Annotated in this window: 26 protein-coding genes; 11 read left to right on the top strand and 15 right to left on the bottom strand. The window is 60.4% G+C overall.

Annotation, left to right across the window (positions count from 1 at the left end):
• Positions 1 to 63 precede the first annotated feature (63 nt).
• The gene (locus IU397_RS01760) at positions 64 to 807 is read right to left on the bottom strand and encodes a tRNA1(Val) (adenine(37)-N6)-methyltransferase (RefSeq protein ID WP_370541592.1); all 744 of its coding nucleotides are present in this window, start codon (positions 805 to 807) and stop codon (positions 64 to 66) included.
• Between the two features lie 2 nt (positions 808 to 809).
• Positions 810 to 1031 carry a DUF2007 domain-containing protein gene (locus IU397_RS01755; protein ID WP_204409991.1) on the bottom strand — a complete coding sequence of 74 codons (222 nt, stop codon included), beginning with the start codon at positions 1029 to 1031 and terminating at the stop codon, positions 810 to 812.
• A gap of 57 nt (positions 1032 to 1088) precedes the next feature.
• Here IU397_RS01755 and IU397_RS01750 point away from each other — a divergent pair, with 57 nt between their 5' ends.
• Positions 1089 to 2090, top strand: coding sequence for a polyprenyl synthetase family protein (locus IU397_RS01750; protein WP_204409988.1), 1002 nt, complete (start codon positions 1089 to 1091; stop codon positions 2088 to 2090).
• A 94-nt stretch (positions 2091 to 2184) separates the two neighbouring features.
• Here the strand turns inward: IU397_RS01750 and IU397_RS01745 are convergent, their stop codons facing one another.
• The 8 genes from IU397_RS01745 to IU397_RS01710 form a co-directional block, all read right to left on the bottom strand.
• On the bottom strand, positions 2185 to 2958 hold the full coding sequence (locus tag IU397_RS01745; protein WP_204409986.1) for an ATP-binding cassette domain-containing protein: 774 nt from the start codon (positions 2956 to 2958) through the stop codon (positions 2185 to 2187).
• Between the two features lie 3 nt (positions 2959 to 2961).
• Positions 2962 to 4074 (bottom strand): ABC transporter permease, encoded by a 1113-nt coding sequence (locus IU397_RS01740; protein ID WP_204409984.1) that lies wholly within the window; start codon positions 4072 to 4074, stop codon positions 2962 to 2964.
• A gap of 74 nt (positions 4075 to 4148) precedes the next feature.
• Complete coding sequence (locus IU397_RS01735; protein WP_204409981.1) at positions 4149 to 5063, bottom strand: sugar ABC transporter substrate-binding protein; 915 nt, start codon at positions 5061 to 5063, stop codon at positions 4149 to 4151.
• Between the two features lie 305 nt (positions 5064 to 5368).
• The gene (locus IU397_RS01730; protein ID WP_204409978.1) at positions 5369 to 6526 is read right to left on the bottom strand and encodes a carbohydrate ABC transporter permease; all 1158 of its coding nucleotides are present in this window, start codon (positions 6524 to 6526) and stop codon (positions 5369 to 5371) included.
• Entirely contained in the window at positions 6526 to 7548 is a 1023-nt protein-coding gene (locus tag IU397_RS01725) for a carbohydrate ABC transporter permease (protein ID WP_204409976.1), read from the bottom strand. The genes IU397_RS01730 and IU397_RS01725 overlap by 1 nt, the downstream gene beginning before the upstream one ends.
• Positions 7545 to 7874: a hypothetical protein gene (locus IU397_RS01720; protein ID WP_204409973.1), complete on the bottom strand. Its 330-nt coding sequence runs from the start codon at positions 7872 to 7874 to the stop codon at positions 7545 to 7547. Before IU397_RS01720 ends, IU397_RS01725 begins: the two co-directional genes overlap by 4 nt.
• A gap of 61 nt (positions 7875 to 7935) precedes the next feature.
• Positions 7936 to 9153 carry an ABC transporter substrate-binding protein gene (locus tag IU397_RS01715; protein ID WP_204409971.1) on the bottom strand — a complete coding sequence of 406 codons (1218 nt, stop codon included), beginning with the start codon at positions 9151 to 9153 and terminating at the stop codon, positions 7936 to 7938.
• A 21-nt stretch (positions 9154 to 9174) separates the two neighbouring features.
• Positions 9175 to 10281 (bottom strand): ABC transporter ATP-binding protein, encoded by a 1107-nt coding sequence (locus IU397_RS01710; protein WP_204409969.1) that lies wholly within the window; start codon positions 10279 to 10281, stop codon positions 9175 to 9177.
• Between the two features lie 117 nt (positions 10282 to 10398).
• Here IU397_RS01710 and IU397_RS01705 point away from each other — a divergent pair, with 117 nt between their 5' ends.
• Together IU397_RS01705 and IU397_RS01700 are read left to right on the top strand one after the other, a co-directional pair.
• Positions 10399 to 11385, top strand: coding sequence for an ester cyclase (locus IU397_RS01705; protein ID WP_204409967.1), 987 nt, complete (start codon positions 10399 to 10401; stop codon positions 11383 to 11385).
• A gap of 113 nt (positions 11386 to 11498) precedes the next feature.
• Complete coding sequence (locus IU397_RS01700) at positions 11499 to 12509, top strand: ABC transporter ATP-binding protein (protein ID WP_204409965.1); 1011 nt, start codon at positions 11499 to 11501, stop codon at positions 12507 to 12509.
• Here the strand turns inward: IU397_RS01700 and IU397_RS01695 are convergent.
• The 3 genes from IU397_RS01695 to IU397_RS01685 all read right to left on the bottom strand — a co-directional run bounded on the left by IU397_RS01695 (position 12506) and on the right by IU397_RS01685 (position 15694).
• Entirely contained in the window at positions 12506 to 14197 is a 1692-nt protein-coding gene (locus IU397_RS01695) for an iron ABC transporter permease (RefSeq protein WP_204409963.1), read from the bottom strand. The genes IU397_RS01700 and IU397_RS01695 overlap by 4 nt on opposite strands.
• Entirely contained in the window at positions 14197 to 15177 is a 981-nt protein-coding gene (locus tag IU397_RS01690; RefSeq protein ID WP_204409961.1) for an ABC transporter substrate-binding protein, read from the bottom strand. Before IU397_RS01690 ends, IU397_RS01695 begins: the two co-directional genes overlap by 1 nt.
• Before the next feature lie 112 nt (positions 15178 to 15289).
• Positions 15290 to 15694 carry an Rrf2 family transcriptional regulator gene (locus IU397_RS01685; protein WP_204409959.1) on the bottom strand — a complete coding sequence of 135 codons (405 nt, stop codon included), beginning with the start codon at positions 15692 to 15694 and terminating at the stop codon, positions 15290 to 15292.
• 104 nt (positions 15695 to 15798) lie between these two features.
• On the opposite strand from IU397_RS01685, the gene IU397_RS01680 reads away from it, so the two are divergent.
• The 4 genes from IU397_RS01680 to IU397_RS01665 all read left to right on the top strand — a co-directional run bounded on the left by IU397_RS01680 (position 15799) and on the right by IU397_RS01665 (position 19296).
• The gene (locus IU397_RS01680; RefSeq protein ID WP_204409957.1) at positions 15799 to 17010 is read left to right on the top strand and encodes a GTP-binding protein; all 1212 of its coding nucleotides are present in this window, start codon (positions 15799 to 15801) and stop codon (positions 17008 to 17010) included.
• Entirely contained in the window at positions 17007 to 17642 is a 636-nt protein-coding gene (locus IU397_RS01675; RefSeq protein WP_204409955.1) for a DUF1826 domain-containing protein, read from the top strand. Before IU397_RS01680 ends, IU397_RS01675 begins: the two co-directional genes overlap by 4 nt.
• Positions 17639 to 17974, top strand: coding sequence for a DUF6525 family protein (locus IU397_RS01670; protein WP_239479527.1), 336 nt, complete (start codon positions 17639 to 17641; stop codon positions 17972 to 17974). The genes IU397_RS01675 and IU397_RS01670 overlap by 4 nt, the downstream gene beginning before the upstream one ends.
• A 146-nt stretch (positions 17975 to 18120) precedes the next feature.
• Entirely contained in the window at positions 18121 to 19296 is a 1176-nt protein-coding gene (locus tag IU397_RS01665) for a hypothetical protein (RefSeq protein ID WP_204409953.1), read from the top strand.
• Positions 19297 to 19374: 78 nt separating this feature from the next.
• Here IU397_RS01665 and IU397_RS01660 read toward each other — a convergent pair whose 3' ends face one another.
• Positions 19375 to 20433, bottom strand: a complete 1059-nt coding sequence (locus tag IU397_RS01660; protein ID WP_204409951.1) for an ABC transporter ATP-binding protein — start codon at positions 20431 to 20433, stop codon at positions 19375 to 19377.
• Positions 20421 to 21236, bottom strand: a complete 816-nt coding sequence (locus IU397_RS01655; protein ID WP_204409949.1) for an IclR family transcriptional regulator — start codon at positions 21234 to 21236, stop codon at positions 20421 to 20423. The genes IU397_RS01660 and IU397_RS01655 overlap by 13 nt, the downstream gene beginning before the upstream one ends.
• Positions 21237 to 21403: 167 nt before the next feature.
• Between IU397_RS01655 and IU397_RS01650 the strand changes: the two genes are divergently transcribed.
• The 4 genes from IU397_RS01650 (at position 21404) to IU397_RS01635 (ending at position 26756) form a co-directional block, all read left to right on the top strand.
• Positions 21404 to 22672 carry an ABC transporter substrate-binding protein gene (locus IU397_RS01650; RefSeq protein ID WP_204409947.1) on the top strand — a complete coding sequence of 423 codons (1269 nt, stop codon included), beginning with the start codon at positions 21404 to 21406 and terminating at the stop codon, positions 22670 to 22672.
• 192 nt (positions 22673 to 22864) lie between these two features.
• Complete coding sequence (locus IU397_RS01645; RefSeq protein ID WP_204409944.1) at positions 22865 to 23797, top strand: carbohydrate ABC transporter permease; 933 nt, start codon at positions 22865 to 22867, stop codon at positions 23795 to 23797.
• 1 nt (position 23798) lies between these two features.
• Entirely contained in the window at positions 23799 to 24647 is an 849-nt protein-coding gene (locus IU397_RS01640; RefSeq protein WP_204409942.1) for a carbohydrate ABC transporter permease, read from the top strand.
• A gap of 3 nt (positions 24648 to 24650) precedes the next feature.
• Positions 24651 to 26756: an alpha-galactosidase gene (locus tag IU397_RS01635; RefSeq protein ID WP_239479526.1), complete on the top strand. Its 2106-nt coding sequence runs from the start codon at positions 24651 to 24653 to the stop codon at positions 26754 to 26756.
• Positions 26757 to 26758: the final 2 nt, after the last annotated feature.

Genomic DNA, 26758 nt, shown 5'->3' with positions numbered 1-26758 from the left:
TGGTCAGCACAAACTGTCGCCGAAAAGATTGACGTTAGGTTAATCACCGGGTGGCGGCGGCGCCTAAAAGCCCGGCAGAGCCGCCGCGTCGCGCAGGACCGACTTGGCCATTGCCGTGTAATCATCCCCGTCCAGAACATGCTCTGCGCCGTCATGCATGATGAATGGCGCCAACAAGCGCAAAGGCCCCCGGGCCCCCTTGCGGGCCCGGATCACAACAAGGCTGGCCTCTCGCCCGTCGCGCGGCGCGATCGGCAACAGGCGGATATCACCGAAACCAGACAGGCCAGCACAAAGATCCGTCAACCGCTCCGGCCGGTGTATCAGTGTCAACCAGCCCTTGGGTTTCAACCGCCGCCGCGCCGCATCCAACCAATCCGCCAGCGGGGTCACTTCACCCAGCGCAGTTTCGCGGGTGCCATCGGCGGCCGCACTACCCGCCTCCCGCCGAAAATATGGCGGGTTGGCGATCACGTGATCGAAATTCCGATCGCGAATATTAGGCGGCGGTTTGGTCAGATCACCGTCATGCACGCCAAGATCCACTGCATTCTCGACGGCATTCCGCCGGGCCAAAGCGGCCATGTCGGACTGAATTTCGATGCAGGTCAAGCCCGCGCCCTGAACCCGCGCCGCCAGACATAGGCTCGCCGTGCCAACGCCGCATCCCAGTTCCAGCACAGTCTCACCTGCCTCTGCCGGGCAAGCGGCCGCCAGCAAAACCGGGTCAACCCCAGCCCTGTAGCCGCGCTCGGGCTGCCAGATCCGAACCCGCCCCCCCAAAAACGCATCCTGTGTCAGATCCACCCTCAGCGGTCCTCGGTCACGGCGATGTTGTTATCCACCAGGATAGCCCGCGCGATGAACAGATCGGCCGACCGCACCATCAGCCGCCGCGGCAATACGCCAATGCTGCCTTCCAGCACGCTCATGTGGACGTCCATGGTGAAGCAGTCTATATCTTCGCCACTGAGCAAAGCCTGTGCATAGGCAATGATCGTCGGATCTGTTGTGCGCAAGACTTCCCTCATAACCCAAGGACTTAAGGGCAGTTTGACCCGGATGTCGAGCCAAGTGACGAGACCGTGATGGGCCTGGACCACGCTACCGAGAAACCGCATGAACGTTTGGCCAAAGCGCTGGCCGATGACCTGGTTGCGGTCAACGCGCTGATCCGGGCGCGCATGGCCTCGGAGCATGCGCCGCGCATCCCCGAAGTAACCGCCCATCTGGTCGAGGCCGGTGGCAAACGCTTGCGCCCGATGCTGACCTTGGCGACCGCGCGGATGTGCGGCTATGGGGGGCCGTTCCACATCAATCTGGCAGCGACGGTAGAGTTTATCCACACGGCCACGCTGCTCCATGATGATGTCGTGGATGAAAGCGGCCAGCGCCGCGGGCGCCCAACGGCGAACCTGCTCTGGGATAACAAATCCAGCGTTCTGGTGGGCGACTATCTATTCGCCCGCAGCTTTCAGTTGATGGTTGAAACCGGCAATTTACGCGTGCTGGACATCCTGTCCAATGCGTCGGCCACCATTGCCGAAGGTGAAGTGCTGCAATTGACCGCGGCCCAGGACCTGTCCACAGATGAAGAGATTTACCTGAAGGTCGTCCGTGGCAAGACCGCGGCACTTTTCGCTGCCGCCACCGAGGTGGGCGGGGTCATCGCCGGGGTCGACGCCAATCAAGTCGATGCGTTGCGCACCTATGGCGACGCGCTTGGCATCAGTTTCCAGATCGTCGATGACCTACTGGATTACGGCGGTGACACCCAGGCAACGGGCAAAAACATCGGCGACGATTTCCGCGAGCGCAAATTGACGATGCCGGTGATCAAAGCCGTCGCTGTTGCCGATGCCGAACAACGCGCCTTTTGGCAACGCGTGATCGAGAAAGGGGATCAACGGGATGGTGATCTGGACCAGGCCCTGTCCCTGATCGCCCATCACGGCACGATGGAGGCCACCCGCATCGAAGCTGTCCGCTGGTCGGATCTGGCCAAATCGGCCCTTACGTCCCTCCCCTCCAGCGAGTTAAAGGACATGCTGGTCGACCTGGCCGATTACGTCGTCGCCCGGGTCAGATAAACGCCGATGGGCCGACCCTGCGGACTAACCCACCCTCATCATGTGTCCTAAAATATCCCCGCCGGAGGCATACAATCCAGCATTCCAATCGGGATCAGATCGCCGCCAGCTCCTGTTCCAGATCCGCCATCTCGGCGCCACCGGCCATCAGGCGGCGGATATCCTCACCTTCCAATTCAGCCTTCGTACCGGACCCAATGACCTGACCCAGCGCCAGAAACGTCATCCGATCGGCCACCAGCTTGGAATGGATCTCGTTATGGGTTATGAAGATGATCGCGATATCGCCCCGAGCGCGGACCCGCATCATCGTTTTCAACACTTCCATCTGCTGCTTTTGCCCCAGGGCCGAGGTCGGCTCGTCCAGGATCAGGACCTTAGCACCGAAATGGATCGCGCGTGCGATGGCCAGGGTCTGGCGTTGACCGCCTGACATCGTGCCCACGGCCTGGGACGGGTCCGAAATATCGATCCCGATCTTCAGCATCTCATCATGGGTGATCTCGTCCATCTGTTTCATGTTGAGCACGCCGAAGCTATTGGTCAGCTCGCGCCCCATGAAGAAGTTGCGCGTGACACTCATCAACGGGTTGACGGCCAGATCCTGATAGACCGTCCCGATCCCCGCATTGGAGGCATCGCGGGGGGTGCGAAACGTCACCGGCGCCCCTTCGATGTAGATCTGTCCTTCGGTGGGCGCATGGACGCCTGCCAAGGTTTTGATCAGGGTCGATTTGCCCGCGCCGTTGTCGCCCAGCAAGGCATGGACCTCCCCGGAATAGACATCCAGATCCACGCCGCCCAGGGCCGTGAATGGCCCGAACCTCTTGACCAGCTTTTCGCAGCGCAAAAAGGGTTGATCCGCCATGGCTCAAATCCCCCCCGTGATGCGTTTGCGGATGCGTTCATTGGCGAACACGGCCGCCAGCAGAATACCCCCCAAGAAGACCCGGAACCAGGACCCATCGATCTGCGGAATAAAAAACACCGCATTGGCCACAAGCCCAACGGTCACGGCCCCGAAGGCCACGCCCAGAACCGAACCGAAACCGCCGGTCATCAGCGTGCCGCCAACCACGGCGATGGCAATGGCGTAAAGCTCCATCAGGTTGCCCTTGGCCGCGTCCGACGTGTTGGTGTCAAAGACCTGGCAGGCGGCAAACATCGTGGCGCAGAACGCCGTGAACATGAACAAGCCGACCTTTACAGCATTGACCGGCACACCATTGGCCCGCGCGCTCTCCTTGTTGTCGCCCGTGGCAAAGATCCAGTTGCCGATCCGGGTGCGGCTGAGAATGAAATAGGCCGCAGCCGCAATGATGATCCACCACAGGAACCGCGCGTCGAAGCCGGTGACCCACTGTTCGCCGCGGCGGTTCAGGTTGCCACCCAACATGAACCAGACATCGTAGAACCAGCCAAAGACCTCGCCCCCCATCATCTCGGCGAACCAACTGTTCTGCTTGTAGTCGGGCAGACCCGAGATCTGGGTGGATTTGTTGATGTAGCGATAGGCAACCTCGGTCGCGCCGCGCAGGAAGAACAGGAATGCGAGTGTCACGATAAAGCTGGACAGGCCAGATCGGACCACGATTGTGCCGATCAACCACCCCAAGGCCAGTGTCATGGCCATCGTAAAGATGAAGGCGGTAATGGGTGTCGCCTCGCCCAAGCCAAAGGGCAGACCCCATTTCAGCATCATCGCCATGGACATGCCCGCAAAGCCGATCATCGAACCAATCGACAGGTCGAACTCGCCCGAAATCATCAGCAAGGCCGCGCCGGTGGCGATGATACCGTATTGCGCGATAATGGCGATGTTATTCTTTAGACCCAAAGCGTTATAGGCCTTGCCGCTGGAGAAAAAGGCGAGCGCCACGATGATGATCACCATCACGACGAATGTGCCGATCTCGGGCCGCCGTACCAGCCGCTGGAGTCTCGTCTCTTGTTTCAGGCGATCGGATTCGCTCCGTCCTGACATGCCAACCTCTTGCTTTGAAATCCTCTACCCAGAAAGAAACAGGCGGGACCAGCCCGCCTGTTTCCGTGTAACGCTTAGCGGTCGACGCCAGCCAGTTCCTTGACGGCGGCGGCATTGGACTTGTCCACGAAACCGGGGCCGGATGGAATGTTGGCGCCAGGAAGCAGACCCGCGCTGTTATTGTAGAGGTGCAGCGCGATGATCGGCATGTAGCCCTGCAAACGTTGCTGCTGGTCGATGGTAAAGGCGGCCTGACCGGCTTCGATCATGTCCATCACACCCGGACTCAGGTCAAAGCAGGCCAGATGCACGTCAGCGCCAACATCGGCGATGGCCTTGACGGCGGCTTCACAGACATGGGGCCCCACGGCCAAAACACCATCGATGGATTCATCAGCCTGCAACGCAGCGGCGGTCCGGGTTTCGATCTGTGTCACGTCATTCGACACGTCGATCATGTTCAGATCTTGGCCTATTCCTTCGAAATAGCCGGTGCAACGGTCGACCAAAGCCGTATTAAACGCTTCCTGGTTCAGGCACAGGCCGGTTGTTACGCCTTCTTCCTTGGCGCGGTCACCTGCGGCTTTACCCGCGTCATATTCCGGCTGACCGACATGCATCAACGCGCCGACCTCTTTGGAAGATTCAAGACCCGAATTGATCGTGATCACAGGCACACCTGAATCGGATGCCGATTTGATCGCCGGACCAAGCGCCGCGGCATCGGGCAACGACACGACAATGCCGTCGGGCTGGGTCGCAGCAGCGGCCTCGATCAGCTTGGCCATGCCAGCCATGTCGCCGGATGCGTCAAAGTTGTATTCGATGGTGGCACCAACGGCTTCAGCCGCATCGCGTGCCCCCTTTTCAACCACCGGCCAGAACGGGTCAGTGCCCTGGGTGTGCGTGATGACCACATAACGCTCCTGCGCCATGGCGACTCCTGCAAGCAGAGCCGTTGCCATCGCCGTCGCGATCAATTTTTTCATGAACTTTCCTCCCATTTGAACCAGCGCTTGTCCTGCGCCTAAAGTAACCTCCGGAGGCGACCCCGGAATGCACCGCTTAGTGGTTGCAACTAATTCCTGACAAGGCAACCTATAAACTGATTGCGCTATCAAATTACTCCTGCACACAAGCGTAATCGTTTACGAAAGCGCTAGGCAAGGCTTTGGAAACGCTCCCGTGTTACCGATAAAACAGAAGTCAGCGCATATTGCAACCGGTTGCAAAAAGGGATTGCACACCCTTGGATCGCGCTCGACCGACTGGCAATCCTCTGCAATACGTGTCTTCATCCTTTGACAGCACCTGCAGTCAACCCGCTGACGATCTGGCGTTGGAACACCATGACCAACAAGAACAACGGTGCGGTGATCGACACAGCAGCCGCCACCGCTTCGACCTGATCGGTCGTCGTCGTCTCGCGGTTGAAATAGCTGGCAATGGCCGGGACCATGGTCTGGTTCTGGGCGTCCAGCAGCAGGGATGTCACCAGGAAGTCGTTATAGGCCAACAAAAAGCTGAACAGGCCAGTCGTGATCACCCCTGGCCACATGACCGGCATGATCACCCAGCGAAACGCCTGGAAATGAGTGCAGCCATCGACCCGGGCCGCCTCGTCCAGGTCGGTCGGGATGTTCTGGAAGAAGCTGCGCAACATCCAGATTGTGAATGGTTGGTTGATGGAAACCAGGACCGCGATCACCGCCAGCGGCTGACCGTAGAGCGTTGGCGCATTCTCCCCCAGGATAGGGCGCAGGATCTCAGCCGAGTTGATGAACACAGGCAAATAGCCCGCCACCAGCACCGAATGGGGCAGCGCGCGGAAGATCAGCGCGATGATCAAGATCCAGAATGCGATGCCTGCACCGGACCGCGCCAGGCCGTAGCCAGCCAAGGTCCCCACGGTTAGCGAGACGGTCACCACGCCCGCCGTCACCATTAGAGAGTTCAGGAAATTGCGGTAAAAGGCATTCTCGCCCCAGACGGCCACGTAATGTTCGGTCGTCAGCCCGATCACCGGATTGCCCAGCGGCCCAAGAATCGCGTTCAAGACGCCCATGACCGGCGGTAGGATCCCAAAGAACACCACCAGAAAGACGATGGCAAAGGCCAACGCGCCGATCAGCCAACCCAGAACCAGCAAATGCGGCGGCGTGAACCGCGCCACCCAGCCCGGCAAGCGGCGGAACGCCATCCGCCCCGCTACAATCAGCACCGTCAGACCAAAGACGATATCCAGGATCGACAGGCCTGACCCGCGCGCCCGTGTTTCTGGCCCGAAGATCACGGAAAGCGGGTTGGCGGCAAAGGCATCCACGGGCGTTTTGAAACTCATCACCGCGATCCAAAAGATCGGGAACGCCGCCAGCAGGCACCAGAAGATCAGGAACCCGGCAGACGCCATTTTCAACGGCAGCGATTGCTGCAATGCGCGCGGCGTGGCCATCAGTTGCTCCCCCTATGGTCGCGCCACGTGCGGCGCAGCAGCGGGACCAGCAGGATCACGATGCCGATCATCGTCAACATGGCCGAGGCAGAGGCCCGCCCGATGGCGCGGTTGCCCGAGTCGTCCGGCTGCAGGAAATCGTAGGTCAACCATTGCAGGCTGATCACATGGGCTTGGCTGGTGAAGCCCACGATCTCTTCGAACACGCGGTACGAATCCATCAGGTGAATCAAAGAGATAAAGATGATCAGTGGCATCAAATGTGGGATCACGACAAAGCGCAGCCGCTCCCACCGCGATGCACCGTCGATAATGGCGGACTCTAACGTATCCTGGTTGACGGTTTGGAGACCCGCATAAAAGATCACAAAGGCAAAGGGTGCCACATGCCAGACCCGGTAGAACAGCATCAGGATCTCTATCGTCCACCCTTGGGCGAACATCGCGATGTCGCGCTCCAGCAGGTTTTCCAGCGCGACCGTCAGGATGCCGTCGCCGATGAACAGCCACCTGATACTGAGCGCGCCGATCACGGGGGTGATGATAAAGGGCAAGAGCGAGATAAAGATGATCTGACCCTTGAGCGATGCTGCGGCATTGTTCACAGCCAGGGCGATCCCCATCCCCACGATCAGCACCAGGGGTAGCGTGATCAAGGTGAAGGTTAGGGTGAACCGCAGCGCCTTCCAAAAATCAATCTGGAGGATATCGCCCAGCCGTCCGGCTCCCACGGCACTCCACACCTTGTCCATCTGCAGAACATTCTGGTAGCTGCGAAATCCGACCCAGGTCGTGGTCGTTTCAACACCACCGGTGGCCGTCAGTTTTGGGACGGTCTTGGTTTCAGTCGTGCAGGTCTGGGTCAGAAAACCAGGTGTGCAGGTCTCGACCTCGACCGTGGTCATGACCGGTTGGGTCAGTTGGAAACTTTGCGTAAACACACTGACCAGCGGGAAGGCGATGAAGAGCAGCATCAAAAAGACCGATGGCCCGACAAAACTGGCGAAAGTGCGGAATTTCATGCCGGCTCCTGTTCCCTTGCCTCAACGATGCCTTTGGCGCGCACAAGCGGCCGCTCGCCATCGCGGTATAACGGCTTAACCGCATCCAATTTGCGATCATCGGCCAATAGTTCGTCGAGGCGCGCGCGGTCTTGCGCAGACAGATCGGAAAGATCGTCCTGCGCCGTTTGCTCCAACGCCACATCGCGATCCCACAGCTTGGCCCCCAGAAAAAACCCAGACGCAAAGAGGATGAGGCCCCACACGATGTCCATGGCCGGATCGGTGGTCAGCAGCAATCCGACCAGCGCACCAAACGTGATGATCCCAGAGATCGAGTAGTACATGTCAGGGCCCCCAGCAGCGGCACCGGGCCAGCCAAAATGGCGGGCCCGGTGCAATGTGTGATCAGAGGATGCCGGCTTCCTTGGCGGCGGTGGTGTAGGCGGCTTCAACCGCCTCCAGCGTCGCGGCGGCGTCGCGTTCCCCGGTGAAGAAGGCAGGCAACTCGTTGCCCAGGGCCGTGTGCATCAAACCCATCTGTGTGGTCGAGGGGTAGGCCAGCGGCGCAGGATCATGGGTCGCTGTGGCGACAACACCCTGGGCCACATCGCCGGGCACATAGCCGCCGATCAGCCAGATCGCCTGATCATTGGCGGCCGTGACCATATCCTCGTCCATGCCTTCCATGATCAGTTGGAACGCAGCCTCGGCTTCTTCATCGGTGATGTTCTTGGCAATCACCATGCCATCCCACCACAATGTCGTCGCCGGCGTGCCGCCATCCACGGCCAAAGGCGCCATGCCCATTTTGACCTTGCCGACCACGGTGCTTTCGGCCGGATCATCCATAGCGCCTGCGCGGCTGGACCACAGGTTCGCCATGGCGATCTTGCCTTGCTGGAACTGTTGCTGAACATAGGTCGAGTCACTGACCAGGTATTCCGGATCCATATAGACCGTCAGCGCCTTCATTGTCTCCAGCGCCTGAAGACCAGCCTCGGTGTTCACGGCTGGCGTATTATCGGCATTCACAAAGGTGCCGCCATAACCCAGGAACATGTTGTTGAAATCCTGGGCGATGTTCCAGCCAGATTTCATCGTGGCGCCAACGGGATATTCGACGACGCCAGCCTCCTTGATCTTTTCGGCGGCGGCCAGAACGGCGTCATAGGTCGTAGGTGTCTCGATCCCCAGATCGGCCAGCACATCCTCGCGATACATCAGATGCTGGGTGTTCACCATCATGGCAATCGCCATGATCTTGCCATCGACGCGGATCAGCTGGTTGGGCGCCAGGCCGCCCCCGTATTTCTCCACCAGATCATCCAGGGGCCGGATGGTGCCCGCATTCAACAGCGGCGTGAACGTGCCATTCGACACACCCCCGATTTGATACAGCGATGGGTTGGCCTCAAACGCGGCAGGCTGCTTGGTCCGGAACTCCTGGTCCAGCTCAGCGGTAAAGTTCCCGCATTCCGCCATGGCATCGGTCACGGATTTCCAGGCCTCGAACCCGGCGCTGAGTGATTTCAACGGCACCGTATTTTCAAAGGCGCATTCCGCAAATGCGCCCGTCCCCAGTAGCGAAATGGCCCCGGCGGCCACCAGTCGTGTCATCATCATGGTCGTGTCTCCCTTATCTCATTATTGCCCGTGCGCGGCAGATATCGGCGCCCCACTCGTTTGGTCAGATTGGCCGTGCGGCGCAGAGATACGCGCCCCGCTCGTTTGGTCGAAAAGATGGCATATGTCGGCAGGAATGCTGATCTGCGCCGCCGCACCAATGGTCGTGCGATACTCTTTGGAGGCCTTGACTGCGACCAGGGCCCCACCGGCCCGTACCGTGATCATCGTGGCGTCACCCAGCAATTCCAGCGTGTAAACCGCAGCGTCAATCTGACCGCCGGTATCGGTGACCTCGGCATCTTCGGCCCGAAAGCCCAGCGTCACAGGCCCGTCCGGGCCAGAAAGACCCGTAACCTCAACCTTGTCACCGCGGAAGGTGCCACCCTCCAGCGTGCCGTCCATCAGGTTCATGGCAGGGCTGCCGATGAACCCGGCGACGAATGTGTTGGCGGGGTTGTCGTAAATCTCGGTCGGGGTGCCCACTTGCTGGACGATCCCGCTTTTCATAACCACCACGCGATCTGCCAGGGTCATCGCCTCGATCTGGTCATGGGTGACGTAGATGGTGGTGACTTTCAACGCATGGCTCAGGTTCTTGATCTGGGCCCGCGTGCTGACCCGCAACTTGGCGTCAAGGTTCGACAGCGGCTCATCCATCAGAAACACATTCGGCTCCCGCACAATCGCCCGTGCCAAGGCGACGCGCTGGCGCTGCCCGCCCGACAGTTCGGCCGGCTTGCGGTGCATGAAATCCGTCAATTCCACCATCTCGGCGGCGCGGGTGACCCGTTCATCATGGCTGTCGGGGTCGACTTTGCGCACCTTCAGGGGAAAGCGGATATTCTCATAAACGTTCATATTCGGATACAAACCATAGGACTGGAACACCATCGCAATGTCGCGATCCTTGGGGTCCAGGTCGTTCACAACGCGCCCGTCGATCTTGATCTCGCCTTCGGTGACATCCTCCAAACCGGCGATCATCCGCATCGTCGTTGTCTTCCCGCAGCCAGACGGGCCGAGCAGGACCAGAAATTCCTGGTCGGCAATGGTCAGATCAAAGTTATCGACCCCGACAAAGCTGCCCCACCGCTTTGAGACACTGTTCAGCTGAATTTCGGCCACGGAAAGCCCCCTTCCCTGATCACCACACGTTTTTGCAAACGAATGCAAAAAGGCTAGACAGGCGCGATACGCTTTGCCAAGCCCTTTTTTCAGAAGCTTAGAAGGACAAGGCCCAAGATGACAGCTTTTCGAGACACCGCGCACAGCATTTTGGCAAAACTGTCCCGGGCCATCGCCCCTGATCTGGCCCGCGCCCACATTCCTGACACCGCCGTTTGGGACATCAGCGCGCCGGTCGGCAGCTTAAAGGGCGCGGCAGCGGTTCAGGACGGTCTTTATGGCACGATGGCTGCCGCACTGACCGGCCTACACCGGCGCGATGAGATCTTTATCGGTGGCGACAATATCCGCGACGAAGGCGGCCAGTGGGTCGCCAGCATCACCCATTACGTCGGAAATTTCGAAGGCAACCTTTGGGGCATCCAAGGCACCGGTCACCTTGCCTTTCTGCGCGCAGGCGAATTCTACCGCATCGATGACGGGCAGATCATCAAGGCGCGCATCATACTGGACCTGCCGGACCTTATCCGACAGGCCACAGGTCGCAGCCCCTTCCCGTATCCCTTGGGCACCGAGATGCTGTTTCCGGGCCCCGCCACCCATGATGGCGTTCTGCCCGACCGGCCACAGCGCAGCGCAGACTCCATCAACCTGGTCCAAAGGATGCTCAGCGATCTGCACAGCTATGACCCCGATACCGGCGCCTCAAAGGGGCAGATCGGCGATGGCGGAACCTGGGCCGACGACATGTTCTGGTACGGGCCGGGTGGCATTGGGTCAAACTACCTGTGGGACGGGTTCGTGAAAGATCACCGCAAATCCTTTCTGAACGCCTTCCCTGACCGCAAGGGCGGAAATCATTATTGCCGGATTGGCGATGGCGATTATGCCGCGATCTCGGGCTGGCCGTCGATCACCATGACCCACCGGGCCGAATATCTGGGCGTGCCCCCCACCGACAAGGCGCTCACCCTGCGGGTCATGGATTTCTACCGCTGTGATTTCAGCAAGGACCCCGGGGGCCGCATTGCCGAAAACTGGGTTCTGCTCGATTATATCGACCTGTTCCAACAACTGGGGGTCGATCTGCTGGCGCCGCGCTGACACGGTCCGCCACGCAGTTCTGCCGCGTCCGGCGGTTGGAACGATCATCGTTTCACAATGGCACAAAGATCTGCCACTGAGGGGCCAAACGGGGTGCGGGGAACGGGTGGATCATGAGCATTTGCGTTTCAGCGCTCTCCAAGGCGTTCTCGGGGCAGCGCGCGATAGACGATGTCTCGTTCGAGGTGCCGAAAAACGCGTTTTTCTGCGTGGTCGGTGCATCGGGCTGCGGCAAGAGCACCCTTCTGAGGCTGATTGCGGGATTGGAGGCGCCGGATACCGGTCAGATCGCCCTCTCCGGGCGCGCCGTGTTTGGTGCAGGCCAGAACGTTCCTCCAGAAAACCGGAACGTTGGCGTTGTCTTTCAGTCATATGCGCTTTGGCCGCATCTCAGCGTGGCAAAGAACGTGGCCTTTCCCTACGAGGCCCGGGGATATGGCGCTACGGATGCGCGCGCACGCGTTGCCGATCATCTGGAACGCGTGGCCCTGACGGAGTTTGCCGACCGGCGGCCCGAGGCGTTGTCGGGCGGTCAACGCCAACGCGTGGCATTGGCGCGGTGCCTGGCAGGCGATGCGCAAACGATATTGATGGACGAACCGCTGGCCAATCTCGACCCGCATCTGCGCGGCGCAATGGAAGGTGAATTGCGCGCCTTCCATGACAAATCAGGGGTTACGACCCTCTACATCACCCACGACCAGCGCGAAGCCATGGCCCTGGCTGACCTCATGGCCGTGATGGATAAAGGGCGGTTCCTGCAATTGGGCACGCCGCAGGAGGTCTACACGCGCCCTGCAACCGAAACGGTCGCCCGGTTCATTGGCCGCGGCACATTGGTCAATGCCGATCTGCAGAACGGGCTGGCACGGATAAACGGCCATGAATTCCCGGTTCAGGGAACAGGGCCCGGCAAAATCTTCATCCGTCCGAAATTTGTGTCGATCTCGGAAAACGGGATACCTGCGCAGATCAGCGCGGTGCAGTATCGCGGCGGATATTGGGAGGTTGAGGCGCAGATCCAAGGTCTGCCAGATCCCGTCGCCCTGGATCTGGATCGGCCCGCCAGGATCAGGGACCGCATAAATGTGCAGTTTTCCGGCGGATGGGTGTTACCCGGCTAAAGCCGCCAGGGCACGACGCCCGGTGGGGCACGCCTGCCCAGATAATCAAGGACGACCATCAAAAACACCGTGGCAATGATTGTCACCGCCGCCATGGCCGAAGCAAGCGTCGTATATCCTCCGTCTTCGTAATTGAAGATTGTCGTCCCGATCGTTTCCGTCCCGCTGGACCACAGCAGAGCCGATACCGTGACCTCGTTATAAGCCGTCAGAAACACAAGGATCGCGCCCGATGCCGCCGCAGGCGCAATCAAGGGGAAGGTGATGCGCGTCATGCGGCGGTAAAATCCCGCCCCCGCAACCCGCGCCGCCTCATCCAGGCTTTGGTCAAGTTGAAGCGTCGCAGCCGTGACCGGCTTCAGCGCGATCGAGAAGAACGCGCAGAGATAGGCCAGCAGAATAATCGTCAGCGTATTGTAGATGGAAAAGCCAAGGACAGGCAGGGGCCGGATAAAGGCCAGGATGAACGCAACCGAGATCACCAGGCCGGGGATCGCATAGGTCATTTCTGCCAGGGCGGTCATGACCGTGCCGATCCGGCGCGTGATACCATGGCGCGCGGCGGCATATCGCGCCACGAAGGTCGCCAGGATAGCGATGACAACCGCCGCCACGCTGGCCACAAGCGTTGAATTCATAAAGGCCCGCGCCGTGACCGATTGACGAAACAGGATCTCGGCAAAATTTTCGAACGTCACGGTGTCCCGCGTCAGGGGCACCCCATAGGTCGGCACCAGCGCTGTCGCAAAAAGTGCAGTGATCGGCAAGACCAGGGTGGCCAGGATAACCAGAACCACGGCGCATTCGACCGCGATGCGCAGGCCATGCAACTTAATGTCCAGCGGTGGCTGGGGCGGCCCGATCAGCGCATTTCGCCTTCGCCCGGCGAGCCACATCTGAAACACCACGGCGGCAACAGCGATCAAGGCCACCAAGCTCGCAATCACCGCCATATCCGTCAGCACGGATGGCCCGAAACTCGCGAGGCGCTGCCAGATCAGGACAGGCAGCGTCGTGTAACGCGCCGGGATCCCCAACAACGCCGGGATCCCGAAATTGCCAAGCGCGGAGACAAAGGCAAGTGCATATCCGGCGATCAAGGTCGGCGCCAGCAGCGGCAAAAGGATACGGGTCAGCAAACGCCCGGGACGCGCCCCGGCGACCCGTGCCGCATCCGACATTTCCCGCGGAAGGCTCCGAAGGGCAGCCAAAACAACAAGAAAGACAAGCGGGGCGTGTTGAATGCCCAGCAGAAAGATCACGCCTTGGCGCGAATATAGCGGATGAGTCGACCCAACCTCAGGCGCGATTCCCAGCAGTTGCAGCAGGGCCGATGACGGGCCCAATGCCTGCACCCACGCAATGGCCGTGACATGCGGCGGCACCATCATCGGGACCAGTAACAAAAAGGTCAGCAAACCTTTCAGTCGGATATCGGTCAGGCCCATGACCAACGCGGCCAACGTTCCGCCGATCAGCGCCAGCAATGCGGACAGCGCCGCACTTTCAAATGAATTCCAGATCGCCCTCGGGACCGACCGGCTGTCAAGCGCGGCGGAAATTGCCGCGAAGCCCTCTCCAACTGCCACACGCGCCAAAAGCCCCAGCGGAACGACGAACAGGGCGAGGCAGATCAGGATAAGGACGGCAAAGGCGATCCCTTCGCCGCCCCAAAGACGGCGCCGCATCAGCCGCCGAAGATGTCGACAAAGCGGGCTTTGTTATCCTGGTCACTGGCGAGGGCGGCGGCCGGGTCAAAGTCCAGCAATTTGATCTCGCTCAGCGGCGGGAAACCTTCAGGGGATGCGATATCCGGATGCGCGGGAAGATATCCCATATCTGCGGCCAGTTGCTGCCCCTCGGCAGAGATCAGAAAATCTACGAACGCCTTGGCCGCATCGGGGTTCTGCGCGGTCGACAGGATGGCCACAGGTTCGGTCACGGCCGAAACCCCTTCTTCGGGAAACACGAATTCGACCGGTGCGCCTTCAAGCTTGTTGCGAATGGGCAGGAAATCCACGACGAATCCGTACAGCTTTTCACCACCGGCAACCGCCTTGTAGGTGCCGCCATTGCCGCCTTGCGGATTTGCGCCCTGGTCGGCCAAACCTTCGTAAAACGCCCATCCCAGATCCGGGTGCGCTGTGATGGCAGCCATGTGGATGGTGGCCGCGCCGGATGTCAGCGGCGATGGCATGGCCAGCTTGTCCTTAGCGGCCTCATCGAGCAGATCGGCATAGGATGTCGGGACCATGGGCGCAGACGTGTTATAGACGATGCCGGTCGTGATCAGCTTGGTTGAAAAATAGTGCTTCTCGGCATCCATCAGGGACGGGTCATAGGCCGACACATCCGCCTCCCGGTGCGGCATCAGCCGTCCTTCGGCTTCCAGCCCTTCCATGGTGACCATGTCAGCAATCAACAGGACATCCGGCTGGGGCGCGCCCGCTTCGAACTCTGCGCGCAGCTTGGCCATCACCTTGGTGGTGCCGTCGCGGATCCACTCGACCTCAACATCGGGATATTTGGCAACAAACGCATCCACGGTCTGTTGCGCATCCGCATTCGGCTGTGACGTGTAAAGGACCAATTTGCCGGAAATGTCAGCGGCGAAAGCCACGCTCGCGGACAAGGACAAAAGGGCAGCGGTCAGAACTGGTTTGAACATCTAAAGCCTCGGAATGATTGGCAGGTTTCAGCCCCGATGCGCTACCATGGTAATGTGACAGGACGGTGTATCCGGACCTGCCAACGCATCAGCCGTCAAATGCAATCCAGGGCTAGCCGTTTTGCACCTCGGCAATCGATGTCTCGCCCAACCGCTCGACCAGGGTCTTTTCGATGTCGTCCAAAACACCCGCCACGCGCGCCTGAAGCGCTTGCTCCACCGAACAATTCGAGGGCCCACCCGTCGCATCATGCGCCACCAACCGCTCATCCAAGGCAAGATAAACATCGGCCAAACTGATGCTTTCGGGTGATCGTGCCAGGCGCCAGCCACCCGCATGGCCCTTTTCAGATGTCAGCAGACCGGCCTCGCGCAGTTTTCCCAGGACCCGGCGCACCACAACCGGGTTGGTCCCCGCATGATCCGCGATATCAGACGATGTCCGCACCCGATCCGGATCCGTGGCCATGTGGCTCACCGTGTGCAGGGCCAAAGACAGGCGACTGTTTCGCTTCATTCGCAGTTTTTCTCCAAATGCAGGCTAAATGTAACCTTTGGTGTTGCATTGATCTAGTAACCACGTAAGTTGCGTGATGGTCAACGCAGGCAATGGAGCGTTCTATGTCAGATACTCGTCTACCGGTCACGGTCCTTTCCGGCTTTCTTGGCGCGGGTAAAACCACGCTGCTGAACCGGGTGCTGAACAATCGCGAAGGGCGCCGCGTCGCGGTGATCGTCAACGACATGTCCGAAGTGAACATCGATGCAGACCTCGTGCGGGCCGATACCGAGCTTTCCCGCACCGATGAAACACTGGTCGAGATGTCGAATGGGTGCATCTGCTGCACACTCCGCGATGACCTGCTGGATGAAGTGCGGCGCCTCGCGGCCGAACGGCGGTTTGACTACTTGCTGATCGAATCCACCGGGATTTCAGAACCCTTGCCCGTCGCCGCGACCTTTGATTTCCGGGACGAAGGCGGGGACAGCCTGTCCGATGTCGCCCGGCTTGACACGATGGTGACGGTGGTCGATGCCGCCAACCTGCTCAATGACTATGCCTCCCATGATTTCCTGCGCGACCGTGGGGAGACGATGGGGGACGAGGACGAGCGGACCCTCGTTCACCTGCTCACGGACCAGATCGAATTTGCCGATGTCGTGATCCTGAACAAGGTCGCCGATGCGGGCCCGGAAAAGGTCGATGCCGCCCGCAAGATCATTCGCAGCCTCAATGCCGATGCCGAGATCATAGAGACCAACCAATCCGCAGTTGCCGCAGAAAAGATCCTGGATACAGGATTGTTCGACTTTGAACAGGCCCACGAACATCCGATGTGGGCCAAGGAGCTTTATGGATTTGCCGACCACGTCCCCGAGACAGAGGAATACGGCGTCGCCTCCTTTGTCTATCGGGCGCGCCTGCCCTTTGTTCCAGAACGCATCCTTGAAGTGCTGAACGGGGATCTGCCCGGTGTGATCCGCGCGAAGGGTCATTTTTGGATTTCGACCCGGCCCCAATGGGTGGCCGAATTTTCCCTGGCCGGCGCGCTGTCCAGCGTCAAACCCCTGGGCACATGGTGGGCTGCAGTGCCCGAAGATCGGCGCCCCACCCACGAAAGCGCCCGCACCTATATGCAAGCCCATTGGCAAGAACCCTGGGGGGATCGCCGGCAGGAGATCGTGTTCATCGGGGCCGGAATAGACTGGCCATCCCTCAAGGCACGGCTGGATGCCTGCCTTGTGCCCGCCGTTGCCACCATGGGCCCGGATAACCTGCCAGACTATCCCGATCCATTCCCGATCTGGCGTCGGGTCGAGGATGCGGCATGAGTTTCGTCAGGGAAACTGTCCGGGATGGCGCTGTCGGTGTGGGGCTCGCGGATGATCTGGCATCGCTCAGCACCTTCCTTCAACCGGGATGTGCGGCTGCGATCTGGCGGCGGCAAACGCCGCGGGGGGTCCAAAACTGGCTCGATCGGCTCCACCCCGATCTTCTGCCGCGCGGCCGGGTCATTCTGCCGCCCAACGCCGTTCCGGATGCCATCGAACATCTCTGCGATCTGGCCTGTCTGCCCGCCGGTTCCGAACGGGACTGGTTCCAGTCAGACGTCATCCTACTGGCAGACATGTTCGCAAACCTGCTTTCGGCCAAGTTTCTGAGGCTTCGGATGGATGTCGTGACGAACAATGCCTGCCGCAAGTTCCACATCGATGCCATAACGGCGCGGCTTGTCTGCACCTATCGGGGCACCGGAACGCAATACGGGCTCTCCACAGACGGGACCGATCCACGGCGCGTGTTCACAGTTCAAACCGGCGCGCCTATTTTGCTGCGGGGCACCCTTTGGCCGGAACAGCCGCGATCCGGCCTGTTGCATCGTTCGCCACCGATCGAAGGCACCGGGGAAACCCGGCTTGTCCTGGTCTTGGACCCGGTCTTCGACCCGGAAGATGATGGATGAACCGCAATCTGGGGCAAAGCAGCCTGCCTAGAAAAAGGCGGTCGGCCGATCCCATGACCACCTTTGACGGGCTGCCCGCCCCCTTGCGGCACTGGCTGTCGCAAGCGGCGTTGCCGTGGTCGCCTGCATCGGCGCGTCGGATTTGGTCGGCCTCCCTCGCCAAGGGTCTGACGGCAGAGGAAACGCTGCTGTCCCTCACCCGGGCTGAGGCACGAACGCTCGCCCGCGACAAGACGATGGTCAGGCTCGAAAACGAGCCGGGGATCGACCGGTGGCCGACCCGCACCTATCTCACCGGCAGGCCATCACTGTTGCCGTTTCGCCAACAGTGATCAGCCAATCTCCGCCCTTGACCTGTCCCGTAAGCCAAAGCCTGCCGGTGTTTTGCAGCACGACGTTCGAGGCTGTCGGCACGGGGCACATCTATCGGATGCATTGGGGTAACGCTAACCCAGTGCTGTAAAACAGGATGTGAACCATGGTCAAAGCTGTCTTGAATGATGACGGGTCATCGCCCCTTGAAAGCGCAACCTACGATTCAGAAACCGGGTTTCTGGATCTGAATTTCAGCTATGATGACGTGCTCCGGAACAATGCGTTTGGCAATGCGCGCCACATCGATGCCGTCGTGTTCAAGGGCCGCGCCTATGAAATCGAATTGCACGCCGATGACGGGCCGCGCGACAGCCGCGGGCGTTACATCTATGATGAAAACACCGTCGAAGATCAGTTCCGCATCTTCATCGGCAAGGATCAGGACCTGTCAAACGGGCTGTCCTTCACCTTGACCGACGATGCCAATGGCAACCGTCCGCTCTATGGTTTTGAGCTGGAAGGCAGCGCGCCTGCCCCGGCTCCCACACCCAAACCGACACCGCCCCCGGCAGAGGTCGACCTCAAACTGTTCCTCTATGACGCCACGACCAACACACGTCTGGCCGAGATCACCGATGGTGATGAGATCGCGGCCGATCTGGTCGATGGCACATCCGTGACGCTGGTGGCCGAGGCTGCAAATGGCAGCGTCGAAAGCATCGCGATGAACGTGGCAGGCGGCCATTCCCAAGTGGAAAACGTGGTGCCCTTCGCCCTGTTCGGTGACAATCGGGGCGATCTGAACGGGCGTGATTTCCTGTCGGCGGGTCAGGATGTCAGCATCTCCCTCACCGGATATGCAGGTAACCGCGCCACCGGTGCCACCCTCGGGGCCGAGACGTTCAGCTTTTCCATCGCCGACACACCGGCCCCCGCGCCGCAACCGGTTGCGCCCATCCCCGAACCAACACCCCCTGCCCCGGAACCCGACAGCGCCTTTTCCCTGTTCCTGTATGACGCGGCGACGGATACCAAACTGGCCACCATCACCGATGGCAGCGATATCCCGTTCGATTTCGTCGATGATGGTGATGTCTCCCTCGTGGCAGAGGTGGACGGCGTGGAACTGGCCAGCGTCGCCTTGACCCTCGCAGGCGGTCCATCAAAGATCGAAAACGTCACGCCCTACGCACTGTTCGGCAATAACGGCGATGATTATGCAGGCGGTGACCCATTCGACGCGCCGGGCAGCTACGAGATTGCGTTGACCGGCTATGCCGGGCGCGGTGGCTCCGGCCCCGTCGTGGTCGAGGAAGCAATCGACTTTTTCATCGTCTGATCCCGATTGCGCGGACCAGATGCGCACAAAAGGCCGGCGCCCACCGCTCCGGCCTTTTTGCATGATATCCCGATTGGCTCAGCGCAGGCGCAATCCGTTTTCCGCATCAAACAGCAGCACACGCTCCAACGGGACAGTCAGGCCGACCCGGTCGCCGATGCTTGAGCGTTCGTCGCCCCGCTCTTCCACGATCAGCTTCTCGCCCGTCGGCGCGGTCAGGTAGGCATAGGAGACGCCGCCCAACGCCTCGGTCAGTTCCACCAGATGGGTGTCGCCCGCCGGGTCGATCTGCACATGCTCGGGTCGCATCCCGACCGTCACCTTGCGCCCGCTTTCGGGCAGGTTCATGGGCAGGGCCAGCGCGCCACCGGCCCCCGGCGTGTCCACGCCAGCGCCATTCACCGTCCCGGCCACGAAATTCATCGCCGGACTGCCGATGAAACCTGCGACAAACTGGTTATCGGGGTCGCGGTACAGGTCCATGGGCGCGCCCACTTGTTCGATATTGCCCGCACGCAGCACCACGATCTTATCGGCCAGGGTCATCGCCTCCACCTGGTCGTGGGTCACATAGATCATCGTCGCGCCAATCTCCTTGTGCAGGCGCGCAATCTCTACCCGCATCTCGACCCGCAATTCCGCATCCAGGTTCGATAGCGGCTCATCGAACAAAAACACCTCCGGCCCCCGCACGATGGCCCGGCCAATGGCGACCCGCTGGCGCTGGCCGCCCGACAGGGCCTTGGGCTTGCGCTTGAGGTAATCATCCAGCTTCAGGATCTCGCTGGCCTTGCCGACCTTTTCATCGATCTCCGATTTCGGATGGCCCGTCATCTTCAGGCCAAACCCCATATTCTCCGCCACCGTCATATGCGGGTACAAGGCGTAGGTCTGAAAAACCATCGCCACGCCGCGCTCTGACGGGTCCATCCGGGTCACGTCACGGGCGCCGATATTGATCGCCCCGCCCGTCGTCTCCTCCAACCCCGCCACCATCCGCAGCAATGTGGACTTTCCGCAGCCTGATGGGCCGACAAAGACACAGAACTCCCCATCGGCAATATCCAGATCGACCCCGTGGATGACCTGAACATCCCCATAGCGCTTGACCACATTCTCTAGCGTCACACCGGACATGACGGTCCCTCCCTTTTTGAATTGGCGGCAACCGGCACGGGAAAGGCCCATGCCGTGGCTTCTTCGGCGACCCGCGCCGCGGTTTTTTTCAGCTCCGGCAACAGCGCCTCCAGATGGCCCAGATCCGTGCGCGCGGTCGATCCCGTCACGCTGATCGCCCCCAAAACCCGGGCCGACGGGCTCAAAACCGGAACCGCCACACAGACGATGCCGGGCTCATGCTCCTCGCGGTCATAGGCATGGCCGCGGTCCCGGATCGCCTCTAATTCCGCGCGCAACTCCGCCTCGCTTGTAAGCGTCGATGGGGTGAACTGATGGAACGATTGCTGAGGCAAGAACCGTTGCAGCACCTGTTCAGGCAGCCAGGCCAACATGGCCTTACCCACGCCGGTGCAATAGGCGGGGCCAACCTTGCCCGCTTGGCTGAACATCTCGACCGGATCACGGGCCGATCGCTTATCGACATACAGGACCTGGGCATTGTCCAACTGGGCCAGGTGCACGGTCTGGCCTGCCGCCCGGGCCAGGGCATCCAGATGAGGCCGCGCGACCGGCGCCAGTGACGTGGTGTGCCAGGCAGCATGGGCCAACCGCACCAGGCGGATGCCCAGGGAATAGGTGCCCGTATCGGGATCATGGGTCAGCATGCCCTGGTTGGCCAAGGTCTGCACCAGCCGGTATAGGGTTGCCTTGGGATGGACGCTTTCGCCCTGCAATTCGGCAAACTTCACGGGGCGTCCGAACCGGGCTATCAGGTCCAGAACCTCTAACGCTTTGCCGACCGTCCCATCACCGGACGCCATTGTGATCCTCCCATATCGTGACCCAGCGCCGGCGGTTTAATCGCGCTCTGTGCTGGCCACTGTTGACAAGCATAGGTGAGTCGCGCTTACAATTTCAATATACAAAACCAGGTTTCAAATAATGAGACGCTGGGCTGAATTACAGAATGCGATCTAGGGAGGATCCAATGCATTCCATACTCAAAGCGTCGTTCGCGGCGCTTGCCGCGTCTGCGATTGTCGCGGGCAGCGCCCTGGCAGACGGCCATGCGAAACTCTCCGGGGATCTGAAGATCTTCTCCGACATGTCCAACCCCGCCCCCCGCGCGGTGATGGAAGGCATGGTGGAGCGGTTCGGGGAAATGCACCCGGATCTGAACATCGAACTGACGGTGATTGACCGGGAAGCCTACAAAACCCAGATCCGCAACTTTCTGACAGCCAACCCACCCGATGTCGCCAACTGGTATGCCGCCAACCGGATGCTGCCCTATGTCGAGGCAGGTCTGTTCGAGGATATCTCCGATCTGTGGGAAGATCCCGAAATTTCTGAAAACCTCGCTTCCACCAAAGGGGCCATGACCCTGGATGGGAAACAATGGGGCGTGCCTTACACTTATTATCAGTGGGGCGTCTATTACCGCAAAGACATCTACGAAGAGCTGGGTCTGGAAGAACCCACCGACTGGGCGAGCTTCAAGGCCAACTGTCAGGCCATGGTGGATTCGGGCCGCAAATGCTTCACCATTGGGTCCAAAAACCAGTGGCCCACGGCCGGCTGGTTCGACTACCTGAACATGCGCACCAACGGCTATGACTTCCACGCGCAGCTCACCAATGGCGAGATCGAATGGACCGATGAGCGCGTGCTGGCAACCTTTGCCAACTGGCGCGAACTGATCGATATGGGCGCCTTCATCGACAACCACACCGCCTATAGCTGGCAGGAATCGCTGCCCTTTATCGTCGATGGCAGTGCCGGTGCGATCCTGAAAGGCAACTTTGCCGTGGCACCCCTGCGCGATGGTGGCCTGGATGACGACAAGCTGGACTTCCACCAGTTCCCGGCGATCAACGCGGATGTGGAACTGGCCGAGGATGCACCAACTGACACGTTCCACATCCCGGCCAATGCGGCCAACAAGGATGCGGCACGCGCCTTTCTGAAATTCGTCGTGTCGGCGGATAACCAGACGCTCATCAACAATGGCGACAATCTGGGCCAGTTGCCCGTGAATGCCTCCTCCTCGGTGGATGACGACAAGTTCCTGCAAGAAGGGTTCGAGATGCTGTCATCAAACAGCCCCGGCGGTGTCGCCCAGTTCTTTGACCGGGACGCACCTGCCGAGATGGCCAAAGTCGCCATGGAGGGTTTCCAGGAATTCATGGTCAAGCCCGACAACCTGGACCGGATCCTGGGCCGTTTGGAAAAAGCCCGCGGCAGGATCTACAAGTAAACAGCAAGGGGGCCTTCTGCCCCCTTACGACATGTCCAGGGGCGCGCGCCTCCGCGCCCGCCCCTGTCGCCGCCCCGCACAGAACATAGCGACTTGGCGGTACGTTGTGCGAAAAACGCGTATGTATGGTTTATGCATGGTCTGTGCATGTGATGTGCCTCTCCTGCAGCCCCCAAAAAGTGGATCGCTCCCATGGCTGAAACCACCCTGTCAGATGTACGGGCCAGCACCGCCGGACGTGGCTGGTTTCGTCGCAACGAGATCGCGATCACGCCGTGGTTGTTCCTTGCGCCGGGGGTTTTGTTCTTTGCGTTCTATGTGATTTTCCCGATCTTCCAGAGCTTCAATATCTCCCTTTATCAATGGGATGGCCTTGGCGAGGCCGAATATATCGGCCTGGAGAATTACGGCGAATTGTTCGACGACGACGCCTTCTACATCTCGCTTCGCAACAACCTGATCTGGCTGGTCCTGTATCTGCTGGCGATCCCGGCGGGTTTGTTCATTGCGCTCTTTCTGAACCAGACGGTGACCGGCATCCGGCTTTATAAGTCACTGTTTTTCTTCCCTTTTGTCATCTCGCAAATCGTGGTTGGTCTGGTGTTCACGTGGTTCTACGACCCGACATTCGGCCTGCTGAACCAGTTTCTCGGGGTATTCGGTCTGGGCCCCGTCAACATCTTGGGCGACGAACGATACGTCACCTATGGCATCATCCTTGCCGGGCTTTGGCCCCAGACCGCCTATTGCATGATCCTCTATCTGACCGGCCTGAATGCCGTGGATCCCGAACAGATCGAGGCCGCGCGCCTGGACGGCGCCAAGGGGCGTAAGATGTTGTGGTACATCATTATTCCGCAGCTTAAACCCGCCACTTTCATTGCCTTTGTCGTGACGATCATCGGCGCGCTCCGGTCGTTTGACCTGATCTCGATCATGACGGCGGGTGGCCCCTTCGGCGAAAGCCGGGTCCTCAGTTTCTACATGTTCGAGGTCGCCCTGTCCGAATACGGCTTCCGCATGGGATACGGGGCCGCCATCGCCGTGATCCTTTTCCTGATCATGCTGTGTTTCATCGCCTATTTCCTCTGGTCGATGTACCAAGAAGACAAGGGGGGCCGCTGAGATGTTCCCGACCCCGATCGAGAAAACCTCCCGCCAGTGGCAGATCACCTACCAAGGCCTGCTGCCGCTTTCCTTGATCTTGTGGCTGTTGCCGCTCATCGCCGTGGCCATCTTCTCCATCAAGCCGGAGGGCGACTTTGCCGCGGGGAACTACTGGGGCTGGCCGTCGGAATTCAACGGCTTCGCCAATTACGGCCGGGTCTTCTTTGAAAGCGACATGCCCCGCTACCTGCTAAACTCCGTGTTCATCACCGTGCCCACTGTGCTGGGCTGCATGATCCTGTCATCGATGACCGGCTTTGCCCTGGGGATCTACAAATTCAAGGCAAACCTGTGGATCTTTTTCATGTTCGTCGCCGGGAATTTCGTACCATTTCAGATCCTTATGGTCCCCGTCCGCGACCTGACGCTCAGCATGGGGCTGTATAACACGATCCCGGGGCTCGTCCTGTTCCACATCGCCTTCCAAACCGGGTTCTGCACGCTCTTCATGCGCAATTTCATCCGTGCCCTGCCCTTTGAGCTGATCGAGGCCGCGCGGGTCGAAGGCGTCGCCGAATGGCGGATCTTTTGGTTTGTCGTCCTGCCGCTGATGAAACCGGCCCTCGCCGCCCTTGCCGTGCTGATCTTTACCTTCATCTGGAACGATTACTTCTGGGCCGTTGTCCTGACCCAGGGCGTCGAAAGCCAGCCTGTGACCGCCGGGATCACCAGCTTTAACGCCCAATACCGCGCCGCCTATCACCTGATGAGCGCGGGCAGTATCGTCGCCGCCCTGCCACCCGTCGCGATGTTCTTTCTGATGCAGAAACACTTCATCGCAGGCCTTACGCTTGGAGCCGTGAAATAACCAATGCCCGACGGACAGATGTTGCCCCTGACGCAAAGTTGGCGGCTGGATGACGGGCGACAGACCCTCATCCTGGCTGCGCGCCACAACCGGTTGCCCCAGGTCATCTACTGGGGCGCACCCCTGCCCGATGACGATGCCGACACCCTGCTTGAGGCCCATACCCTCGACGTGACCGGGGGCATGCTGGACGAAAATCCCGAATTGTCGATCTGCCCCGAAGCGACGCGGACCTTCCCCGGTCAGCCCGGCCTGATCCTGCGCGACAGTGATGGCACGCCGCTTTTGCCGAAATTCTGTTTCGCGTCGGAGGTGCAGGATGACCACGGCCTGACCCTGACCTTTGAGGACACGACCAACCTTCTGACCTACCGCGCGCGGTTCATCAGCAGCCCCGACACCCGCATCATCATGGCCGAGGCGGAGATTGAGGCCTCTCGCCCCGTCCATCTCCACTGGCTGTCGGCTCCCGTCTTGCCCGCGCCGCAATATTCCGACGACATGATCGATGTCTCGGGCCGCTGGTGTGGGGAGTTCCAGTTGAACCGCACACCCTGGTCCGCTGGCATGCGCTACCGCGAAAACCGCACGGGCCGCACGGGGCATGAACATTTCCCGGGTCTCCTGATCCCGGCGCGCGGAGCCACAAACGCAGTGGGGGAGGTCTGGGGGTTCCATTACGGCTGGTCCGGCGGCCACCGGATGATCGCCGAAGAATTGCCCGATGGCCGCCGCCAGATCCAGTTTGGCCATGCCGCGCGGATGGAGCAGGACCCCGCCATCCATTTCAAAACCGCCCCGCTGTATATCACCTATTCCAGCGACGGGCTGAACGGTTGCGCCGTCGCGTTTCAGCGCCATGTCCGCGACCAGATCGTCGACTGGACCACGCCGGACCGCCGCCGGCCTGTGCATTACAATTGCTGGGAAGCCGTCTATTTCGACCACAACCTGGATGTGCTGAAAGACATCGCCGACCGCGCCGCCAACCTGGGCGCCGAACGGTTTGTACTGGATGACGGCTGGTTTGGCCAGCGCGATGACGACACGACTTCGTTGAGTGACTGGGAGGTCGACCCCCGCAAATATCCCGACGGGCTGGGCCCGCTTATCGCCCATGTCCATGGGCTGGGCATGACCTTTGGCATCTGGTTTGAGCCCGAAATGATCAACCCCGAATCCAACATCCACCGGGCCCATCCCGATTGGGCGCTGGGGTCCGAGGATCAGACGCTCGGCCGGCACCAAAAGGCCCTGAATGTCGCCCTGCCCGAGGTGCGGGATTTTATCTATGACCGGATGGCCGCGATCTTGTCGGCGCACGAAATCGATTATATCAAATGGGACCATAACCGCGTGCTGCCCATGCCCGACGCGGCCCAGACCCGGGGCTCCTATGCCCTGCTTGACCGGCTGCGCCGCGATTTCCCAAAGGTGGAGATCGAAAGCTGCGCGTCGGGCGGCGGGCGGATCGATTTCGGCATCCTCAGCCGGACCCAACGCGTATGGCTCAGCGACAGCAATGATGCGCTGGAACGATTGAAGATGCAACATAATGCGGCGCTGTTCCTGCCGCTTGCGGTGACCGGCAGCCATGTGGGACCGCGCTATTGCCACACCTCGGGCCGGACGCTGGATATCAGCTTTCGGGCCTGGGTGGCCGCCCAGCGCCATATGGGGTTCGAGATGGATCCAAGGGAGTTGACGGATCACGAGGCGACGGTCCTGCGCGAGGTCACCACCTGGTGGAAAGCCAATCGGGACTGGATGATTGATGCCGATATCTTGCGGCTCGACAGCGCAGATCCAGCGGTCCTGGCCGAACAGCAGATGGTGCGCGATGGGACCCGCTTCGTCGTCTTTGCCGGTAAGGCCACGACATCGGCCCAGATCGCGCCCCGTCCCTTGCGGCTCGCGCGCCTGGATCCTGCGGCGCGCTACCGGATCGAAGTGATCAATCGCGGCACGGCCCATATCCTGTCGCGCGGGGCACCGGCCTTGAAAGAAGGCCCGATCGAGGTTTCGGGCGCCTGGCTCATGGGCCACGGTATGGTCCTGCCATGGTCCTTCCCTGAAACGATGTGGGTCATCGAAGGAACCAAGCTATGAGC

Origin of the sequence: Actibacterium sp. 188UL27-1, from assembly GCF_016901225.1 — a bacterium.
Lineage (GTDB): Bacteria > Pseudomonadota > Alphaproteobacteria > Rhodobacterales > Rhodobacteraceae > 188UL27-1.
This window is presented reverse-complemented; position numbering and strand designations above follow the sequence as displayed.

Excerpts from the sequence above, each read along its gene's own strand:
- IU397_RS01755 (WP_204409991.1), bottom strand. The coding sequence starts at position 1,031 with ATGAGGGAAGTCTTGCGCACAACAGATCCGACGATCATTGCCTATGCA.
- IU397_RS01750 (WP_204409988.1), top strand. The coding sequence starts at position 1,089 with ATGGGCCTGGACCACGCTACCGAGAAACCGCATGAACGTTTGGCCAAA.
- IU397_RS01745 (WP_204409986.1), bottom strand. The coding sequence starts at position 2,958 with ATGGCGGATCAACCCTTTTTGCGCTGCGAAAAGCTGGTCAAGAGGTTC.
- IU397_RS01740 (WP_204409984.1), bottom strand. The coding sequence starts at position 4,074 with ATGTCAGGACGGAGCGAATCCGATCGCCTGAAACAAGAGACGAGACTC.
- IU397_RS01735 (WP_204409981.1), bottom strand. The coding sequence starts at position 5,063 with ATGAAAAAATTGATCGCGACGGCGATGGCAACGGCTCTGCTTGCAGGA.
- IU397_RS01730 (WP_204409978.1), bottom strand. The coding sequence starts at position 6,526 with ATGGCCACGCCGCGCGCATTGCAGCAATCGCTGCCGTTGAAAATGGCG.
- IU397_RS01725 (WP_204409976.1), bottom strand. The coding sequence starts at position 7,548 with ATGAAATTCCGCACTTTCGCCAGTTTTGTCGGGCCATCGGTCTTTTTG.
- IU397_RS01720 (WP_204409973.1), bottom strand. The coding sequence starts at position 7,874 with ATGTACTACTCGATCTCTGGGATCATCACGTTTGGTGCGCTGGTCGGA.
- IU397_RS01715 (WP_204409971.1), bottom strand. The coding sequence starts at position 9,153 with ATGATGATGACACGACTGGTGGCCGCCGGGGCCATTTCGCTACTGGGG.
- IU397_RS01705 (WP_204409967.1), top strand. The coding sequence starts at position 10,399 with ATGACAGCTTTTCGAGACACCGCGCACAGCATTTTGGCAAAACTGTCC.
- IU397_RS01700 (WP_204409965.1), top strand. The coding sequence starts at position 11,499 with ATGAGCATTTGCGTTTCAGCGCTCTCCAAGGCGTTCTCGGGGCAGCGC.
- IU397_RS01695 (WP_204409963.1), bottom strand. The coding sequence starts at position 14,197 with ATGCGGCGCCGTCTTTGGGGCGGCGAAGGGATCGCCTTTGCCGTCCTT.
- IU397_RS01690 (WP_204409961.1), bottom strand. The coding sequence starts at position 15,177 with ATGTTCAAACCAGTTCTGACCGCTGCCCTTTTGTCCTTGTCCGCGAGC.
- IU397_RS01685 (WP_204409959.1), bottom strand. The coding sequence starts at position 15,694 with ATGAAGCGAAACAGTCGCCTGTCTTTGGCCCTGCACACGGTGAGCCAC.
- IU397_RS01680 (WP_204409957.1), top strand. The coding sequence starts at position 15,799 with ATGTCAGATACTCGTCTACCGGTCACGGTCCTTTCCGGCTTTCTTGGC.
- IU397_RS01675 (WP_204409955.1), top strand. The coding sequence starts at position 17,007 with ATGAGTTTCGTCAGGGAAACTGTCCGGGATGGCGCTGTCGGTGTGGGG.
- IU397_RS01670 (WP_239479527.1), top strand. The coding sequence starts at position 17,639 with ATGAACCGCAATCTGGGGCAAAGCAGCCTGCCTAGAAAAAGGCGGTCG.
- IU397_RS01665 (WP_204409953.1), top strand. The coding sequence starts at position 18,121 with ATGGTCAAAGCTGTCTTGAATGATGACGGGTCATCGCCCCTTGAAAGC.
- IU397_RS01660 (WP_204409951.1), bottom strand. The coding sequence starts at position 20,433 with ATGTCCGGTGTGACGCTAGAGAATGTGGTCAAGCGCTATGGGGATGTT.
- IU397_RS01655 (WP_204409949.1), bottom strand. The coding sequence starts at position 21,236 with ATGGCGTCCGGTGATGGGACGGTCGGCAAAGCGTTAGAGGTTCTGGAC.
- IU397_RS01650 (WP_204409947.1), top strand. The coding sequence starts at position 21,404 with ATGCATTCCATACTCAAAGCGTCGTTCGCGGCGCTTGCCGCGTCTGCG.
- IU397_RS01645 (WP_204409944.1), top strand. The coding sequence starts at position 22,865 with ATGGCTGAAACCACCCTGTCAGATGTACGGGCCAGCACCGCCGGACGT.
- IU397_RS01640 (WP_204409942.1), top strand. The coding sequence starts at position 23,799 with ATGTTCCCGACCCCGATCGAGAAAACCTCCCGCCAGTGGCAGATCACC.
- IU397_RS01635 (WP_239479526.1), top strand. The coding sequence starts at position 24,651 with ATGCCCGACGGACAGATGTTGCCCCTGACGCAAAGTTGGCGGCTGGAT.